13 protein-coding genes and 2 pseudogenes are annotated in these 16906 nt (G+C 67.5%); 10 read left to right on the forward strand and 5 right to left on the reverse strand.

The genetic code is table 11. The features are described 5' to 3' along the window. Positions 1–823 precede the first annotated feature (823 nt). Positions 824–1126: a hypothetical protein gene (locus KUM32_RS27980; protein ID WP_254406243.1), complete on the forward strand. Its 303-nt coding sequence runs from the start codon at positions 824–826 to the stop codon at positions 1124–1126. Between the two features lie 38 nt (positions 1127–1164). Beyond that, positions 1165–4011, forward strand: coding sequence for a DEAD/DEAH box helicase (locus KUM32_RS27985; RefSeq protein ID WP_217144756.1), 2847 nt, complete (start codon positions 1165–1167; stop codon positions 4009–4011). A 64-nt stretch (positions 4012–4075) separates the two neighbouring features. Here the strand turns inward: KUM32_RS27985 and KUM32_RS45430 are convergent, their stop codons facing one another. Next, complete coding sequence (locus KUM32_RS45430; protein ID WP_217144757.1) at positions 4076–4417, reverse strand: hypothetical protein; 342 nt, start codon at positions 4415–4417, stop codon at positions 4076–4078. A 123-nt stretch (positions 4418–4540) separates the two neighbouring features. Between KUM32_RS45430 and KUM32_RS45435 the strand changes: the two genes are divergently transcribed. The 3 genes and pseudogenes from KUM32_RS45435 to KUM32_RS28005 form a co-directional block, all read left to right on the forward strand. Further along, complete coding sequence (locus tag KUM32_RS45435; protein WP_217144758.1) at positions 4541–5026, forward strand: GNAT family N-acetyltransferase; 486 nt, start codon at positions 4541–4543, stop codon at positions 5024–5026. Positions 5027–5303: 277 nt separating this feature from the next. Beyond that, positions 5304–5504, forward strand: a complete 201-nt coding sequence (locus tag KUM32_RS28000; RefSeq protein WP_217144759.1) for a hypothetical protein — start codon at positions 5304–5306, stop codon at positions 5502–5504. A gap of 12 nt (positions 5505–5516) precedes the next feature. Next, positions 5517–5660: pseudogene (locus KUM32_RS28005) on the forward strand (helicase associated domain-containing protein); the annotation flags it as partial. Between the two features lie 70 nt (positions 5661–5730). On the opposite strand, the gene KUM32_RS28010 reads toward KUM32_RS28005, so the two are convergent. Next, on the reverse strand, positions 5731–6666 hold the full coding sequence (locus KUM32_RS28010; RefSeq protein ID WP_217144760.1) for a hypothetical protein: 936 nt from the start codon (positions 6664–6666) through the stop codon (positions 5731–5733). A gap of 647 nt (positions 6667–7313) precedes the next feature. Between KUM32_RS28010 and KUM32_RS28015 the strand changes: the two genes are divergently transcribed. Together KUM32_RS28015 and KUM32_RS28020 are read left to right on the forward strand one after the other, a co-directional pair. Beyond that, entirely contained in the window at positions 7314–8594 is a 1281-nt protein-coding gene (locus KUM32_RS28015; RefSeq protein WP_217144761.1) for a hypothetical protein, read from the forward strand. Then, on the forward strand, positions 8591–9721 hold the full coding sequence (locus KUM32_RS28020) for a hypothetical protein (protein ID WP_217144762.1): 1131 nt from the start codon (positions 8591–8593) through the stop codon (positions 9719–9721). Before KUM32_RS28015 ends, KUM32_RS28020 begins: the two co-directional genes overlap by 4 nt. Positions 9722–9836: 115 nt before the next feature. Here KUM32_RS28020 and KUM32_RS28025 read toward each other — a convergent pair. Together KUM32_RS28025 and KUM32_RS28030 are read right to left on the reverse strand one after the other, a co-directional pair. Then, a protein-coding gene (locus KUM32_RS28025) for an IS5 family transposase (protein ID WP_374227559.1) occupies positions 9837–10654 on the reverse strand; the annotation gives its coding sequence in 2 pieces (ribosomal slippage) (positions 9837–10306 and positions 10306–10654; 819 coding nt in all). A 90-nt stretch (positions 10655–10744) separates the two neighbouring features. Beyond that, positions 10745–11680: a hypothetical protein gene (locus tag KUM32_RS28030; RefSeq protein WP_217144763.1), complete on the reverse strand. Its 936-nt coding sequence runs from the start codon at positions 11678–11680 to the stop codon at positions 10745–10747. Between the two features lie 229 nt (positions 11681–11909). On the opposite strand from KUM32_RS28030, the pseudogene KUM32_RS28035 reads away from it, so the two are divergent. Together KUM32_RS28035 and KUM32_RS28040 are read left to right on the forward strand one after the other, a co-directional pair. Next, positions 11910–12995 (forward strand): annotated as a pseudogene (locus KUM32_RS28035) (IS630 family transposase). Between the two features lie 379 nt (positions 12996–13374). After that, entirely contained in the window at positions 13375–13728 is a 354-nt protein-coding gene (locus tag KUM32_RS28040; protein ID WP_217144764.1) for a hypothetical protein, read from the forward strand. An 84-nt stretch (positions 13729–13812) separates the two neighbouring features. On the opposite strand, the gene KUM32_RS28045 is transcribed toward KUM32_RS28040, so the two are convergent. Further along, entirely contained in the window at positions 13813–15201 is a 1389-nt protein-coding gene (locus tag KUM32_RS28045) for a hypothetical protein (protein WP_217144765.1), read from the reverse strand. A 199-nt stretch (positions 15202–15400) separates the two neighbouring features. Here KUM32_RS28045 and KUM32_RS28050 point away from each other — a divergent pair, with 199 nt between their 5' ends. Further along, on the forward strand, positions 15401–16822 hold the full coding sequence (locus tag KUM32_RS28050) for a competence protein CoiA family protein (protein WP_217144766.1): 1422 nt from the start codon (positions 15401–15403) through the stop codon (positions 16820–16822). Positions 16823–16906: the final 84 nt, after the last annotated feature.

Genomic DNA, 16906 nt, shown 5'->3' on the forward strand with positions numbered 1-16906 from the left:
CCCCTCCGGGCTGCGCCCGGAGGAAGCGAACCCCCGCGCTGCGCGCGGGGGTTGCGCTCCCGCTCCGCGTGAGCGCTGGCGGGTGGCTGCGCCACCCGCCCACCGGGCAGGCTTCGCCTGCCCGGTGACGGTCCGTCCGCTGCGCTCCCGGACCGGCGGGACTATGTCCCGCTACTGGCCTCCGCTCCGCTCCGGCCGAAGAGCCGGCGGGTCCGCTGCGCTCCCCCGCCTCAACGGTCCTTCCGGCTGCGCCTCCAGAACCTTGGGGCCCGCTGACGCGGGCCGGGCTGGCTACTGGGGTGGGGGTCGCTCGTTCGTGTGGGTTCCAGTGTACCGCGCGCATCAAGTTGATGCAGCATGTACCGTTGGCGGAAACACGGAACACCCCCCAACCACCCGGGAACCTCCCCGAAATTCCGATAGGAACGACCGCAGATGACCGGTCACCACGAATCTACCGAACCTGTTCCCGCGCTGAGCAGCGATTCTGTGCGCCGGGTGAGCCAGTATCAGACGGCAGGCGTCAACGCCCGGTTGAAGGTGTTCGCGCTCCTGGAGGCGCAGGGAGTGCCCGCGGACGAGGCGGACGACCTGGTGGCCGCGCTGGAGGCCGGAGCGGTCGCCGGGGCGCAGTGCCAGGTGGTGGAGCTGGACGGCATGGCGCCGGCCTCTCGGGGCTCGCTGTTCGCAGACGGCTGGGATGACGGCGTGAGGGCCGTGAGCGAGGCCCTGGTCGGCATCGCGGACCGGGAGTGGTCACGGCGCGGCGGCCGGTCGGCAGGGACCGCTGAACTGGCCGTACATATCGCGGACGTAAGGCAGCGTGAGCGAGCCGACCTGGTGCGGGCTGGAGAGGTTCGTCCGGGAGAGCGTGCTGCCGGGCACCCACCCGCACACCACGGCGCGGCGCCGGGTGCTGGAGGCGCTGGGTGAGGCCGGTGGTCTGTGCACGGCCCGGACGCGGAACGCGGACGGGGACGTCGTGGTCTGCACGCTCGATGCCGGGCACTACGACGTGGACGACAAGCCGCCCTTCAAGGACGGGAAGCCGGGCGGCTGGCACAAGGCGGATGCGTCGATCTGGAACGACCTGGGCGCGGCCTGCATTCCGCACGCGGCCCTCTGAAAGACCACAAGAATTCAGTGCTCGGGGAGGGAATGGGAATGTCAGCGATTCAGCTCAAGGAACACCAGGTAGCCCAGCGCGCTGCGTTTCGCAGGTGGGTGGGATTCCCTGCAAGGTCATCTGTGCCCCCGCAGGGTGCCCGTGCCACGATCGTGTCAGCGACCGGGTCGGGCAAGACGATCACGGCCGCCGCGTGCGCGCTGGAGTCGTTCGCGGACGGCCGGATCCTCGTGACCGTGCCGACCCTGGACCTGCTCGCGCAGACCGCCCAGGCGTGGCGCCTGGTGGGCCACCAGGCGCCGATGGTGGCGGTGTGCTCGCTGGAGAACGACCCGGTCCTGGGCTCGCTCGGGGTGCGCACCACCACGAACCCGATCCAGCTCGCCCTGTGGGCAGGGTCCGGGCCCGTGGTTGTGTTCGCCACGTACGCCTCTCTCGTGGACCGCGAGGACCCGGAGGACCCGACGGGTCGGCGGAAGGTTCGCGGGCCGCTGGAGGCCGCTCTGGCGGGCGGGGAGCGGCTCTACGGGCAGCGCATGGACGGCTTCGACCTCGCGATCGTTGATGAGGCGCACGGAACCGCTGGTGATCTTGGTCGGCCGTGGGCGGCGATCCACAATAACGCCCGGATCCCGGCGGACTTCCGGCTGTACCTGACCGCGACGCCGCGCATCCTCGCCGCGGCCCGCCCGCAGAAGGGTGCGGACGGCCAGGAGGTGGAGCTGGCGACCATGGCCGACGATCCGAACGGGACGTACGGCGCGTGGATCGCGGAGCTCGGGCTCTCCGAGGCGATCGAGCGGGAGATCCTCGCGGGGTTCGAGATCGACGTGCTGGAGATCCGCGACCCCTCGCCGGGCCTCGGTGAGTCGGAGGAGGCGCGGCGGGGCCGGCGCCTGGCCCTGTTGCAGACCGCGCTCCTGGAGCACGCCGCCGCGCACAACCTGCGTACGGTCATGACGTTCCACCAGAAGGTCGAGGAGGCAGCCGCGTTCGCGGAGAAGCTCCCGGAGACGGCCGCCGAGCTGTACACGAACGACGCCTCCGACGACGACCTGGCCGCCGCCGAGAAGCTGCCGAAGTCGTCCATCGACGCGGAGTTCTACGAGCTGGAGGCCGGCCGCCACGTCCCGCCGGACCGGGTTTGGTCGGCGTGGCTGTGCGGCGACCACCTCGTCTCCGAGCGGCGCGAGGTCCTGCGCCAGTTCGCCAACGGCATCGACGCGGCCGGGCGCCGGGTCCACCGCGCCTTCCTTGCCAGCGTTCGCGTGCTCGGGGAAGGCGTGGACATCACCGGCGAGCGGGGCGTCGACTCGATCTGCTTCGCCGACACCCGCGGCTCGCAGGTGGAGATCGTGCAGAACATCGGCCGGGCGCTGAGGCTCAACAAGGACGGCAGCACGAAGGTGGCCAGGATCATCGTGCCCGTCTTCCTGGAGCCCGGCGAGGACCCGACCGACATGGTCGCCAGTGCCAGCTTCCGCCCCCTTGTAGCCGTGCTCCAGGGCCTGCGCTCGCACGATGAACGACTCGTCGAGCAGCTCGCCTCCCGCGCGCTCACCAGCGGCAAGCGCAAGGTGCACGTCCGACGTGACGAGGACGGGCAGATCGTCGGGGCCGGCGGCGAGGGCGACGGCGAGGACCAGGAGGACGACACACAGGCCGCCGCCGAAGCCGCGCTGCTCCACTTCTCCTCTCCCCGGGACGCGGCGACCATCGCGGCGTTCCTCCGCACCCGGGTCTACCGGCCCGAGTCCCTGGTCTGGCTGGAGGGCTACCAGGCGCTGCTGCGGTGGCGGAAGGAGAACGAGATCACCGGCCTCTATGCCGTTCCGTATGACGTCGAGGTCGAGGTCGGCGTCACCAAGGACTTTCCGCTTGGGCGGTGGGTGCACCAGCAGCGCAAGGCGCTGCGGGCCGGGGAGCTGGAGGACCGGCGCAAGCTGCTGCTGGACGCGCCGGAGGCCGGGATGGTCTGGGAGCCGGGCGAGGAGGCGTGGGAAGCCAAGCTCGCCGCGCTGCGGTCATACCGGCGGGCCACTGGGCATCTCGCGCCGCGCCAGGACGCGGTGTGGGGCGAGGGCGAGGCGATGGTGCCGGTCGGGCAGCACATGGCCAACCTCCGGCGGAAGGGCGCGAAGAACGGTCTGGGCAAGGATCCGGAGCGGGCCGCCGTGCGCGCGGCACAGCTGACGGAGATCGACCCGGACTGGGACTGCCCATGGCCGCTCGACTGGCAGCGGCACTACCGGGTGCTCGCCGACCTGGTCGACGCCGACGGCCAGCTGCCCGACATCGCACCCGGCGTGCTGATGGACGGCGACGACATCGGCAAGTGGCTCCAGCAGCAGAAGCAGCCGGCCATCTGGGCGCGGCTCCTGCCCGAGCAGCAGGAGCGGCTGTCCCAGCTGGGCGTCACGCCCGCTGAGACGCCGTCTCCCGCCCCGGCCGCTAAGGGTGCGACGAAGGGCCAGGGCAAGGCACAGCAGGCGTTCCAGCGGGGTCTGACGGCGCTCGCGCAGTGGGTGGAGCGGGAAGGCGCGGACCGGCCGGTGCCAAGGGGCCACAGCGAAGAGATCGCGGTCGACGGCGAGGCGGAGCCGGTGGTCGTGAAGCTGGGTGTGTGGGTCTCGAACACCAAATCGAGGCGGGACAAACTCACCACCGAGCAGCGCGCCGCCCTCGCAGCGCTGGGCATGGAGTGGGCGGGCGTGGTGCCGGCCATCGAGGTCGCCCCCGCGCAGCCCGTGCTGCCGGCGGCCCCGACGGAGCGGCAGCCGTGGGACCACCACGAGGAGTGCGACAAGCCGCAGTACGAAAGCGGGACCTGTACCTGCGACCTCATCGAGCGGTACGGACCGAACACCGAACGCGACGACTACTGACTGTCCCGCACCGTGACCGTTCCCCGGGCCTTTGGAGGCCTGGGGAACGGCAAGCCAACCGTGCCTAGATTGCACGAAGCTCGGAGCTGATCCCCATGCCGTCGAGGTCGCCCACGAGCCTCCAGTAAACGTCGCTCTCGTAGAAGCTCGCTGCATCGCCGTTCCCCTCAGCGGGGTCGATCTTGTCCATCTCGGGGACGTCGTAGGCCACCGTGTAACCGGCCTCCGCGTCGTTCCACTGGACCCGGACCACCATGTCCGCTGTGCCGATGTCGTAATTGTCGTTCCCGTAGTTCTTAGCGATGTACTCGAACGGGTACGTGAACGTATAGCTGTCGTCCTTCTTGATCGACCGCAGGTAGTCCAGCTCGTTCTCGAAGCCATAGTTGTTCGACTCACTCCACATGGAAGGAGCGTAGTGCTCTGTACCTCTGCCAGAGTCGACACCATGAGCCAGCAGGCAAAGCGCTCGTAGACCGCGGAGCCCGTAGACGGTGCCTCCGCCCCGCGGTCCTGGAACACTTGGGTCATGCCACTCATCCGTGACCTCGTCCAACCCGATTACTCGGTGGTGGAGGAGCTGCTGTACTCGAACCATCTGGGAGACGGCAGGGTCTACGACCACGAGGGCCTGGACGTCATCGTGGCCGAGCTCCGCGGGTCTGTCGTCGGGGTCGCTGAGTTCCAGCTCCACTGCGACTTCGGGCACGACGAAGGCCGGGAGGCGCATCCCGGCGAGCAGACGTTCGTCTTGACGATGGCCGTCGCTCATGCCGCTCGTCGCGGCGGGGTCGGTCGGGCACTTCTCGCCGAGGTCGCCCGCCGGGCCCAGGAAGCCGGCCACACGTTCCTGGCACTGGTGCCGCAAGACGGCGGCGATGCGGCTGGCCGGCAGGCGTTCTTCCAGGCGTGCGGGTTCACGCTCTACGGCTCCGCCGGACCTGGCGCGGCGTGGGGCTGCCCGGTCTCGGAGATTCTCGCCGTGAAGGGCACGGCTGCCACCGCCGGTGAGTAACCCGCACTGGGCTGTGGCCTGAGCGGAACCGTGTCCGCCTTGCCGGGCGGGGAGTTGACCGGGCATGGAGAACATCAGCACTGCGGCCGACGGTGTCCGGTGCCGCGATCGAGCAGTTGCTGTTCACCACCGACTGGCTCACGGGCGTGCGCGCCACCGCGAACATCGCCCTCACCGAGCAGGCGGACTACGCGTACAGGCTGGCGTACGCCCTGTCGGGCGGGGCGAGCTCCATCCCGACGCGCACAGCGCCGCCGTCGCCAACCTCCTGCACAGCGTGGCGCCGGGCGTCGTCGCGTTCGCCCTGCACCACCTACGCCCGCTCCTGCCCGACCTCTCCGACGAACAGTGGGCCCGGGTCGACGCGGCCGCCGTCGAGCTGGATCTGCGTCTGTGCGAGGACCTCAGCGGCACCAGCGTCATGCCGGAGGCCGCCGGGTCTCCCCAGGCACACGCTCCGCACACTCCCGGCGAGTAGGACAGGGGCATGGAGATCACGGTCGACGGCGAGGCGGAGCCGGTGACTGTGAAGCTGGGCGTGTGGCTCTCGAACACCAAGAGCCGCCGGGACAAGCTCACCGCGGAGCAGCGCGCCGCCCTCGCCGCACTCGGCCTGGAGTGGGCAGCGGCATAGACACAACACGCTGCGGTCGCCAGCCGAAGTGGGGGCCAGCGACCGCAGCGTTTTTTCGGAGAGCCTGGCTTCAGGCGGCGGGCAGTCCGGGGAGGACCACGCCGGCGTATGCGGCGAGGACGCCGCCCAGTGCCCCGCTGACTACGGCCGATTCCAAGAGGCCCACAGCTTGGCTTCCCCAACGCCGGAACCGGCTGGGATCGGGGGACCCACTGGCTGCTTCGGTCTCAAGACGATTGGCGATTTGCGTGAGCTCAGCTGCATCATCCTGCGGCAGATCCAGCACTGGTACGGCCTGGCGCAGGGCGCGGGCGAGCATGACGACCGCAGCAGGGTCAATCCCGTCCTTGCTAGTCGTGGCATTCATGGTGAAGTCACGGCTATTGGCGGCGATGTTGCCTGTGTTCTCACCAATGTTGAACGTCGTGTTGCCGCTGCTGTTCCGGCGTTCGTATGCGCTGACGTCACCGTCGTAGTGCTCCACGCAGTCCTGCCCTTCCGCAGTGATCTCAGCCCGTACGGGTCCCTCGGTCTGACCGGTCTTGATACCTGTGATCAGTCCTTTGGACATCAGGTAGGCCCCGGCGCGGTCGATTTCGCCTGGTGTCAGTCGCTCCCCCGCGAAGAGTGAGAGCGGAGACTGGAGGATGCCCTCGACGACGGGGTGCCCCACACCGTCATTCTTCTGGTGCCACAGCCACGTCAGCAGGCCTGTGCGCCCGGCTACGGCGCGCGCTTTGGGGTCGGCGCGCCAGCGTTGGCGTTCCTGTATCCACTGCAGTCCATGTGGTGTCAGGTTGGCCGCCGGATCGCTCATCGTGGCGTAGCGATCGCTCAGCAGCCCCCATTCCTTGCACGTCTCCAGGAGCCGGAAGGACTGCTCCTCGTTGAGACCGTGCAGTTCACCGAAGGGGGTGATCGTCACGTACTCGGATACATCCGCGGCCGTCTGGTCGTGGACCCATTCCACAAGCGGCTCATGTAGAGCAGCGAAGTCAATGGCCATGGACACCCTCTCCTTGCTCAGCGCGATGAGCTCATGAGCTTAAGGCGGACCACTGACAACGCTGGATGAGCGGCCTGCCCGACCGGACGCGACGTGAATGCTCTGACGTCGAGCGGCGAGCTTGGACACGCCAGCGTGCAGAGGCTCCGGGCGGTAGTTGCTCGGGGTCTCGTGCTATCTCGTCACGGCGAGATGCCTCCTTCTCGCGGTGGGTCAGCGCCGCTCGATGGTCTGTCCCCTGGTGGCCGTCTTGTGGTGCGGAGGTTCCGGCGAGTGCCCCCAGGGTCGCGCCCTTCGTCGCGCGCGTAGGTGTCCAGGGTCTCCCGCGGCTCGAGGTCCTCGTACGCGGCAAGGTTGAAGATCGAGATACCGAAGCCGATGGCGACCGCGTATGCCGTGAAGGCTGCGGCGCCGGTGAACGGCTCGAAGTTCCGGGAGGCCAGGAACTGAGCGGCTGTGGCCGCGAACCCCCCAGGAAGATCGCCTGGTGTCTACCTTCGCGCCCGACTCGGTATCGCGGGAGGCGGGTTGGTGTGGCGGCCATCTGCCGATGATGCCGCACGGCACTGACAGCCCCCGGGGCAGGCGGAGACGAGAGATGATGACCTGCGGCGCCGGAACGCGCCGAACGAGGGGGCGAGGAGCTGATGGATAGATTCGACGAGGGGCTGCGATGCCAGGACGTGCACGCAGGATTGCGGAACGTTGATCCGAACTCCGGGACTCTGGAACCGCTGATGGACACCCAGATGATCGGAATGGCCGCCAGCCTGGCCGCGCTCATACGGGGCCAGGAAGTCATCGACAACGCAAGCGCACTGCGTGCAGTAGCCGCGGAGCAGTTGGATGTGAATCAGTTCGCCTTCGACCCCGTGGTCTTGGCTCTGGAAGATCTTGGATTCGTGGAGGGCGTGCAGCGCTCGGGCGGCAAGATCACACGATTCACCGAGAGCGTCCCCTACTACGACGATCTCTATGCAAGGCTCGGTGAGGCATGGCGGAACCGGCGGCCCTCGGAAACCGAGGAGCAGATGGTGCGGTTGGTGAACTACCTAGCCGAGGGGCCCGTGCCGCAGGAGGACGTAGCCTCCAGAGTGGGTCTGGACTCCGCCGCGCTTCCCTTGCTGCTTGAGGTCGGTGAGCGGGCGGAACTGCTCAAACGCATCCAGGTGCCGGACGGCGACGTCTTGTACTCGCCGTTCTTCGGATTCGAGAACCCCCAAGTGATCACCGAGCTGGTCCGTGATCACGGGAGCGACCAGCTGGCCGAGGCGTTCGCGGCCGTCCGCGGCGAACAAGGCTTGCCCGTAGCCGATACGCAGCCCCTGCTCCAGGACGCGATCGCGCGGGGCCTGCTGCTGGCACCCGCTGTGCAACGCCCGGACGGGACTCTTCAGCCCTTTGCCGCGCTGCCCTACATCCTCGATCATGATCTGCTGCGCGGCCGCAAGCCGGTGCTGGACAAGGCAATGGCGGTGTTGGCCTGCCTGCGCTGCGGTCAGCACTTCGGCGGCTATACCAGCCTGCCAGGGCACGCGCTGGTCGACGTGATCGACAAGCTGCTCGACCCGAACCGAGGCTTCCTGCGCCCCAATGAGGCACATGAACGGCAGTACCGGCTGATCCACGCAGCGGGACTGGTGGCATTCGATCCCGACCCCAAGCCTGGCGGCAATTGGGTGATGCCCCGCTTCATCGACTCGCCGGACAACCGCGAGGCGCTGCGAATCGCCCGCGATCTGATCTCTTTCGGGGAGCAGATCGGCGGACGTGTGGGTGACGAGCAGGCCCGTCGGACCCTGGCGCTTGGTCAGTCATTCACCGCACCGATGCAGACGATGTACCGCACGAGGGCCAAAGCGAAGAGCAGTCCGCGGCAATGGCAGGGCGTGGTGGACGCCGCCTTGGGAAGGGGACGTGCGCGATGACCGAACTTGACCTGGGGCTGAAGGTCGCATCAAGGCGGCTGCTGTGGAGGATGGGGTACACCACCCGCCTGGACGTGCCGCTGCGCGGCGTCTCCAAAGCGGGTGCCTCATCTGCCACGCGTCGAGGTCAGCGTTCCAGTGGACCGGAGGCGTACACCGATCTGGACGTGCTCGGATACACCGTGGCGGGTGGCTTCCGCATGCAGAGCGCGATCGTGGACTGCAAGACTTCGAGCAAGGGGTCGACGAACCGCATGTTCTGGGTGCGGGGCGTGGCCGATTTCTTCGGTGCGGACGCCGCATACATGGTCCGGGAGCGGGACCTGACCGACGCTGCACGGCAGCTGACGTCTCGTCTGGGGATTTCCGCACTGAACAGCGGCGAAGTCACACGTCTGGAGGAACTGCACCCGTGTGAACTCGGCCTGGGTACGGAGCCGCTGGCCTGGCTGTTCGAGCCAGACAAGGCCACCACCGTGTTGCGTGCCTTCGGCGACCTGGACAAGCGGCTCAAACCACTGGCGGACTACCGGGAATTCACCTACTGGGTCACCGAGCCCTACCGCAATCCGATGCTATTGGTCGACGAGGTGACTGCAGCCGCCCCGCTCCTGGACGCACGCGTCCCCCAGCACCTGGCCCTCGTCTTGGACTGCGCCTGGCTGTACCTGCTCTCCCTCAGCCAAGCTGTGGAAGGCATCCGCGCCACCCATATCGCCGACCCCGACCGCGGACTGCAGGAATACCTCTTCGGAGGCCCCGCCGGCCTGCGCGAAAAGGAGGGCCTGGCCCGCCTGCTGAAGACCGTCAAGGACAGCGGCGCGCTGCCCGGCGACGTCCACGTCGACCTGCTGCCTGTCTACTACCCCCGGCTACGCGAGCTGACCGTAAGGATTTTGGCCCGTCCCGACACAGTGCTGCCAGCCCTACGCATGCTGGAACTGGTCACCTCGGTAACCGCCCTGGGCGGGCGCATTGAGGAGCCCGAGGACATGGGCGGCCTGTTCGAGGAGGTCGCCGCCAAGCGCGCCGCAGATGTCGTGGGGTTCCTTGTCGGCACCGCCGGCCTGGATAACGGTTTCCGAGCGCGCGCCCGCTCCCTACTCCTGGGAGAACCTATTTCCTGACGCTCACGCATGGAGGTCCCCCAACCGGCGGCGGCACCACAGCGTTGATCGGTGGTGCCGCCTTGTTCTTGTGGGAGGGTGCAACGGCGGCGCTTGAAGGCGACGCTAAGAGGTCCTAACAAAGGCGCTGTACATGCCGGTAGGTGATCAGGCAGGTCGCAAGGCCGAGGAAGGCTTCGTGGATGTCGTCGCGTCGTTCCCAGCGGATGCGCAAGCGGCGGAAGCCGTGCAGCCAGGCGATCGTCCTTTCGACCACGTACCGGAAGATGCCCAGGCCGGAGCCGTGTTCCTGGCCTCGTTCGGCGATCACCGGCCGGATCCCGCGCTGCCGCAGCAGGCGGCGGTACTTGTCGTGGTCGTAGCCGCGGTCGGCGAGCAGGGCATCCGGCCGCCGACGTGGCCGGCCGACGGCGCCGGAGACCGCGGGGACCTTGTCGAGCAGGGGCAGGAGCTGGGTGACGTCGTTGCGGTTCCCACCGGTCAGCGACACCGCGAGCGGGATGCCCTGGCCGTCGGTGAGGACGTGGTGCTTGCTGCCCGGCCGTGCACGGTCGACCGGGCTGGGACCGCTTTTGGGCCCCGGCGGGCAGCCCGCACATGGGAGGAGTCGATCACCGCCCTCGACCAGTCCAGCTTCTTCGCCGACCGCAGCTTCTTCAGCAGCACCAGGTGCAGCTGGTCCCACACGCCGGCCTCGTTCCAGGCCGCCAGGCGCCGCCAGCACGTCATCCCCGAGCCGAAGCCCAGCTCCTGGGGCAGGTACTCCCACTGGATGCCGGTGTGCAGCACGAACAGGATCCCGCACAACGCCTGCCGGTCCGGCACCCTCGGCCGCCCCGCCACCAGCTTCGGGCTCGGTTTAGGCAGCAACGGCTCGATCAGTGCCCACAGTTCGTCCGAGACGATCCACGGCCGCGACTGTCTCTTCCCCACGCTCCGACCAACGAGCCGACAAGCAATCAGTCACGCGATCAACGACTTCTGTTAGGACCTCTAAGCGCGAAGGTGTTGGCGTAGCGGTGATCAGCCTGCGTGCGTCTCGCCGAACTCGAATCCCGCCGGAAGCGTCCGGCCCCAGGAGATGGCGAGCGAGGCGGGGAGTCCGGTCACCTGGATGTTGGTTCCGGAGGCTCTGATCTCCTCCGGGCTGCTCAGTTCCAGCGCGCACAGATGGCAGTGAAGGCTGTTCGGCATCAAGTCGGCTCCGGTCGGAGAGGGGTTGATCGGAGCGAGATTGACCTTTGCCTGCCCTCCACAGGCCGGACAGGGCATGGTGGCGATCATGGCCAGGAGGTCTTTACCGACCGTGATCGAGATCGGACCAGCCACCAAGCCCCCAATGGTGGGTCTGGGTACCTGGAGGACCTTCTCCTTGGCTCCCTCTGGCAGCCCCGCGAACCGGTCGTCGAAGCGATGCCTGGCCTGCTTGATCCGGATCTCGACGTCCCGCTCGGTCTCGCTCCGCTGCTTGTCGACGGCCACGTTCATCGCGCTTGTCCAACGGCCCCAAAAGCCTTCCTCAGGAAGATCGATATCCTTGAGCAGGGCCGCGATGTTCTCGGCGAGCGCTGGAAGCAGAATCTTCGCCTGGTCGCCGACAGTCGAATGTGCGGTGCCGTTCCGAAGTTCGATCAACAGGTCGAGCTGAGGGTCAGGCGGAAGAAGTCCCAACGTACGCAGCCGCTTGATGGAGTCCTTGGCGCCGACCGTACGGACCTTGTCCGCGCTCATCTCCAGGTGGCCGCCGAGGTACAGGAGCATGTCGGGGTTCCCGTTGCGCATCTCCAAGAGGTACACCGGGTTCTTCGAGACCAGCACCGCTTTGGCGAGCCGTTCTACGGCGACACCGCCATGGAGAGCGAACTCGTCGTACTCGCCGCGCCCGTGATCGTCCATGGCTCTGTGAGCGGCCTTCTTGGCCCCTCCAAGGAAGCTCTCGAAGGAGAGGGAATCATCCATGAAGGGACGGTAGCGGCGCCTGTAGTACAGGGGCGATCGAATTGAGAAACCCGGCCCCAAGGCGAACCACACCCAGTAACACCCCCAGGACCGGGGTCTGTGGTCAGGTGCAGTAGCTAATGACCTAGTGACCTGGTTTTGAGTATGTAGGTCGCCACGTGAGGCGTCTCGTGTATCAGATTGCGGAGTTCGCCTGCGGCGGGCTGGGCGTTCGCGCTGTCCTGTGTGCATGGGCGATACCCGGCTGGAACCTGTCGTGCTGTCGGCGACCGAGCGGCTGACGCTGGAGAACTGGGCCAAGCGCCGCTCGACCGCGCAGGGCCTGGCCGTTCGCGCACGCATCGTGCTGGCGTGTGCGAACGGCTGGAACAACACCGTGGTCGCCGCGCGACTCGATGTCGGCAGAGACACCGTGCGCCGGTGGCGGACCCGGTTCCTGCGTGACCGGCTGGACGGACTGGCGGACGAACCGCGGCCCGGGGTGCCGCGGACCATCACCGACGCCCAGGTGGAAGAGGTCGTAGTCCGCACCCTCGAAGAAGCACCTCCGGCCGGGACCCACTGGTCGAAGCGGGAGCTGGCCAAAGTCGTGGGCATCTCCCCGGCCGGTGTCCTGCGGATCTGGCACGCGTTCGGTCTGCAGCCGTGGCGGACCGAGACGTTCAAGATCTCCCCGGACCCGTTCCTGACCGACAAGGTCCGCGACGTCGTCGGTCTGTATCTCGCCCCGCCGGCGAACGCGGTGGTGTTCGCGGTGGACGAGAAACCGCAGATCCAGGCCCTCCAACGGACCGCTCCGGTGCTGCCGATGGTCCCGGGAGTGCCCGAGCGGCGGAGTTTTGACTACATCCGGCACGGCACCGTCGACCTCTTTGCCGCTCTGAACACCGCGACCGGCAAGGTCATCAGCAAGCTGTCCGCCCAGCACCGGGCGGTGGACTTCCGGGACTTCCTCGATGAGATCGACCGCCAGACCGAACCCGGCCTGGCGGTCCACGTCATCTGCGACAACCTCTCCGCCCACAAGGCGCCCGTGGTGCACAAGTGGCTCCTCGCGCACCCGCGCTTCCAGCTCCACTTCACCCCCACCTACTCGTCGTGGACCAACCAGGTCGAACGGTGGTTCGCGGAGCTGGAACGGCGCTGCCTCGCACGCGGGGTGTTCTGTTCACTCGACGATCTCAAGACCGCGCTCGAAGACTAAATCAAGGTCTGGAACGAGGAGGCCCGGCCCTTCAAGTGGACCAAGACCGCCGACCAGATCCTCGACCGCATCTGCCGCTACTGCGACAGGATCTCCGAACCAGGTCACTAGCCTCGATCACCCTCACGTTGCTGGCCGACATCAAGCCTTCTCTAGAGGATCTGCTGCTACTCGGCGGCCGGGAAGACAAGGTGGAGGCAGGTCGCGCGGGTCTCAGAACCGTCAGTGGCGCGGGGGTCGTAATGCGGCTCACGAAACTGGGAAAGGGCGATGTGCCACAGCAACTTGCGGCTCTGAGGGATGCACGCAACGGCGTCACTCACATGGGGTGGGGGAGGCCGTCCAGCGAATGCCGGGAACTGCTGGCGGCCGGTGTGAAGTACATCAATTCCCTGTTGCCCGAGCTGTCGAAGGAACCGGCCTGGTTCTGGGACAAGCACTACGAGACGTGCAAGAGCCTGGTAGTGCAGACGACGTCCGAGCTGACGGAGTGCGCTACACCGCCAGGATCCAGCAGGCCAAGGAGACCTTCGCGGCCAAAACCGACGGCTTGTCTGAAAGCGAGAAGACAGCGCTGGTTGCCAGTCAATCGGCAGCACCACTGCCCAGCCGATGGCTCCTGCATGTACCAACGACGTGCCCGGCCTGCGAAAATCCTGCGTTCATCAGCGGGCGTGACAAGAGCGGGGACTATGGGGACATCTGGTTCTTCCCGCGCTACTTCGGGTGTCGGAACTGTGACCTCACACTGACCGGACCCGAACTGGATCTCGCGGGCATGAGAGCACATTCACTGCGCACCGAAGAAGAGGTGGATGACGACTGGGAACCCGACTTCGACTGATCCGGCGACACTGATCACGTCGTCTGCGGCCTGGTGTCCCCTGCCCCGGTGCTGAGGCACGGGACACCGCCGCCAGTAAAGCGGCTACGGGCTGCTGCCAGGTGTGCGGCCCAGAAGGGTTCGGAAGAAGTCGGTGAGCACGGGTCGGGCGCGCTCGCGGTCGCGCAGTTCGTCGTGGCCGAACCGGAACACCTCGTAGCCGCGGAACTTCAGGTCGCGGTCACCGGCCATGGTGGCGGCGTACTTTGCGCTGTCGGGTACGGCTCCTCCGTCGCGCGTGTAGTGCTGCATGCCGTCGACTTCCAGCACCACGCGGCGGTTCCCGGGCAGCAGCATGAGGAAGTCCATGCGGAGGTTCTGCATGGCACGCTCTCCGCGCTCGCGGAGGGTCTTGGGGTCCCAGTGCACCCATATCTCTGGCAGGAGTGCGGGTACATCGTGCAGTTGGCCCTTGTAGAGGTTGTGGTAGAGCCAGAACAGGTTCTTCTGGCCTGCGGATTCACGTGGCAGGGAAGCCTGCATGCGGTCGTAAAGGGTGCGGCTGGCCGTCTCCGTGTCCGCGATGCTGCGGGTTTCCTGCCACCAGGACAGCAGGTCGCTCCACAGGAGCCCGTTCTTGCCTACCGGGTGGTTGTAGACCAGGATCTTGTCGGCTTGTTCGGCGATCTCGATGTCGTTGTCGAGGGCGCTGGTGAAGCGGATGTCGGGCTTTCCCTGGGTGGCGAAGATGAGGTTGCGCGGCCGGCGGGCGGTGCCGCGACCGAGCTGGTGCAGGTGGAACTGCGGGTATCCGTCCGTCTCCCCTTCTTGACGGAGCTGTGCGCCGACCGGCTGCAGATGGCGGTTGGCCAGTTCGACGAAGCGGCGCTGTGCCTGCTCGTCAGGAAGAACTTCTGAGGCGGCCAGGCCCTCGAGGAAGCGGCCGAATCGAGGATGTGGGGCTTCGAAGGCTCTGAGCTGCTCGAAGAGGTCCTCGGTCGACCAGTCGTCTGGAAACCTGATCACGTGGCGCTGGATGTCGGAGCGCAGGGTGCCAAGGTGGGGCCCCCACACGTTGAACTCGTCCTCGCCGAGATCCCACAGGCTGGCCAGCAGGGTCAGAAATCGGTCTGGATACTTGAGGTGATCGGAGAGGTCGAGTTCCTTGGCCAACTCTCGCCGCGTGCGGCCGGGTATTTCCACGTAGTCGCGACCGAGCCACACAACGTCCTGCAGTTCCATCTGCTGGGGAGCTATAAGCGGCTCGCTGTCGAGAACTGCCTGAGCCACATGAGGCAGTCGTTCGTCCGGGCAGGCCCCCAGGCTCGCGGTCAAGCGCTCATGCTTGGTCGCTTGGGCTTTGGGCGGAGGCGAGGGCAAGCCAAGTCGCTCGCACAGCGCTGGCAGATCCTCATGCCCATATCGCTGGTACAGCGTGACGCACACGCCTTCGATCAGGCTCCGCAACCGCTGAAGGTCCATCTGCTCAGCCATCCCACATGATGAGCCAGGCCACGCTTCAGATTCCAGACGCGGCCGCGCTGGCAGCCGTCCACGAGTTCTCCTTCAATGCGGGGACGGCCCTCCAGAAGGTACGACGCCGCTGGCTAAAGGCCCTCTGTCAGTGGGGCCTGGTATCTGGTGTGCTGTCAGGTACGCCGTCAGCATGCCGGATCGCCGGGAGATGCGATTCATGCCTTTCACTGCGCTGCATCCCGAGCTGGGCCTTCTCGACTCGACCCTCACTGGTCTCGGACACGACCTGAAGTGGGGCCAGGTCCACAAGGTCCACCCCCGCGTCCCACTCACCTGCCCCGACTGCTCCTGGGGCCTCCACCCGAAGGTCTCCCGCTACGGGGTCCGGTTCTTCTGCCACGACCGCAACCGACCGGAGTCGTGTGAACTGCTGAACGAGTCGTGGGAGCACCACATGCTCAAGCTGGAGATGGCGGGCGCGATCCGGGCCGCCGGGTGGTTCGCGGCCCTGGAGGTGCCGGCCGAGGACGGGTCATGGCGGGCGGACGTCATGGCCTCGTCCGCGGACGGGAGCCGACGCATGGCCTGGGAGGCGCAGCTGTCGCCGATCACTGTGGACGACATCGCCACCCGCACTGACCGGTACGCCGAAGAGGGAATCCGGGTGTGCTGGGTGCACCCGGGCGCGCGGCCGCCGCAGTGGATCAGCGCAGTGCCGGCCGTCCGGGTCAGGGCTCCGCAGGAGCGGGATCAACCGTGGGTGGTGGACGACGGGCTTGCCGGGTTCGTGTACCGGAGCGGGCGGTGGGAGTTCCAGGAGGAGCCGCTCGAGCGGTTCGTGCGCTGGGCGCTGGAAGAGCAGCTCGTTCCCGTCGGGGTGCTACCTCGATACCGGCGGGTGTACCGGGTGGTCGACGGTGAGCAGCGGCGGTTCCGCCGTGATCAGTGGTGGACATCGCGGAGGTCGATCGCCGATCAGGATAAGCACGAGGCCATGCGGCAACGGCAGGAGGCCGCGCGGGAGGAACGGGAGGCGCGGCAGAAGGAGCAGGAAGAGGCTGCGGAGCGGCGGCGCCAGGAGCTGGAGGAGCAGGAACGTGCGCGGAGGGCCGAGGAGGCCGAACGCCGACGCCTTCAGCGGGAGGAGGAAGCCCGCGTGCGCTTGGAGGAGGCGCAGCGCCGATGGGCAGAGGAGGACGCGCGCCGGGAGCGGGAGCGGGTGGAACGCGAGGCGCGTCTTGCCCGGGAGCAAGCCGAGCGTGAAGAGCAGGAGCGCCAGGACCTGGCGACGGCGCGAGCGTGGTGGTGTCGGCTGTCGCCGCAGCAGCAGACCGAGCTGTTCGCCGCCGTCGCCGAGTACGCCTGGCGCGAGTCGAGTGTTCGAGTGGAACTCCCGGAGAAGCCGATGATGTGGCCCCAGTACGCCCGCGGTGTCCCCATTCATGTGGCCGACAAGCGGCGGACACTGTACGGAATCGTGCGGCCCTGCCCCGGCCTGGTCGCCGCCTGCCCCACGCTCGCGGAGGAGCTGGTCTTGGTCCGCAGCGCCCACGAGGCGCGCGAACTCGCCGCCGTCCTTCCCCAGGGCCGGATCGTCCACCTCGACCTGCCCGAGCACGAACAACTCACCATGTGCTGAAGCGGCGGGCTGGCAGCACTTCCACGGCAGCAGCATCGCCACCGCGTAGGGCTGCCTCTCCTCCCTCGGCGCTGGGCCTTGCCG

The organism is Streptomyces sp. AC627_RSS907 (genome assembly GCF_019049165.1).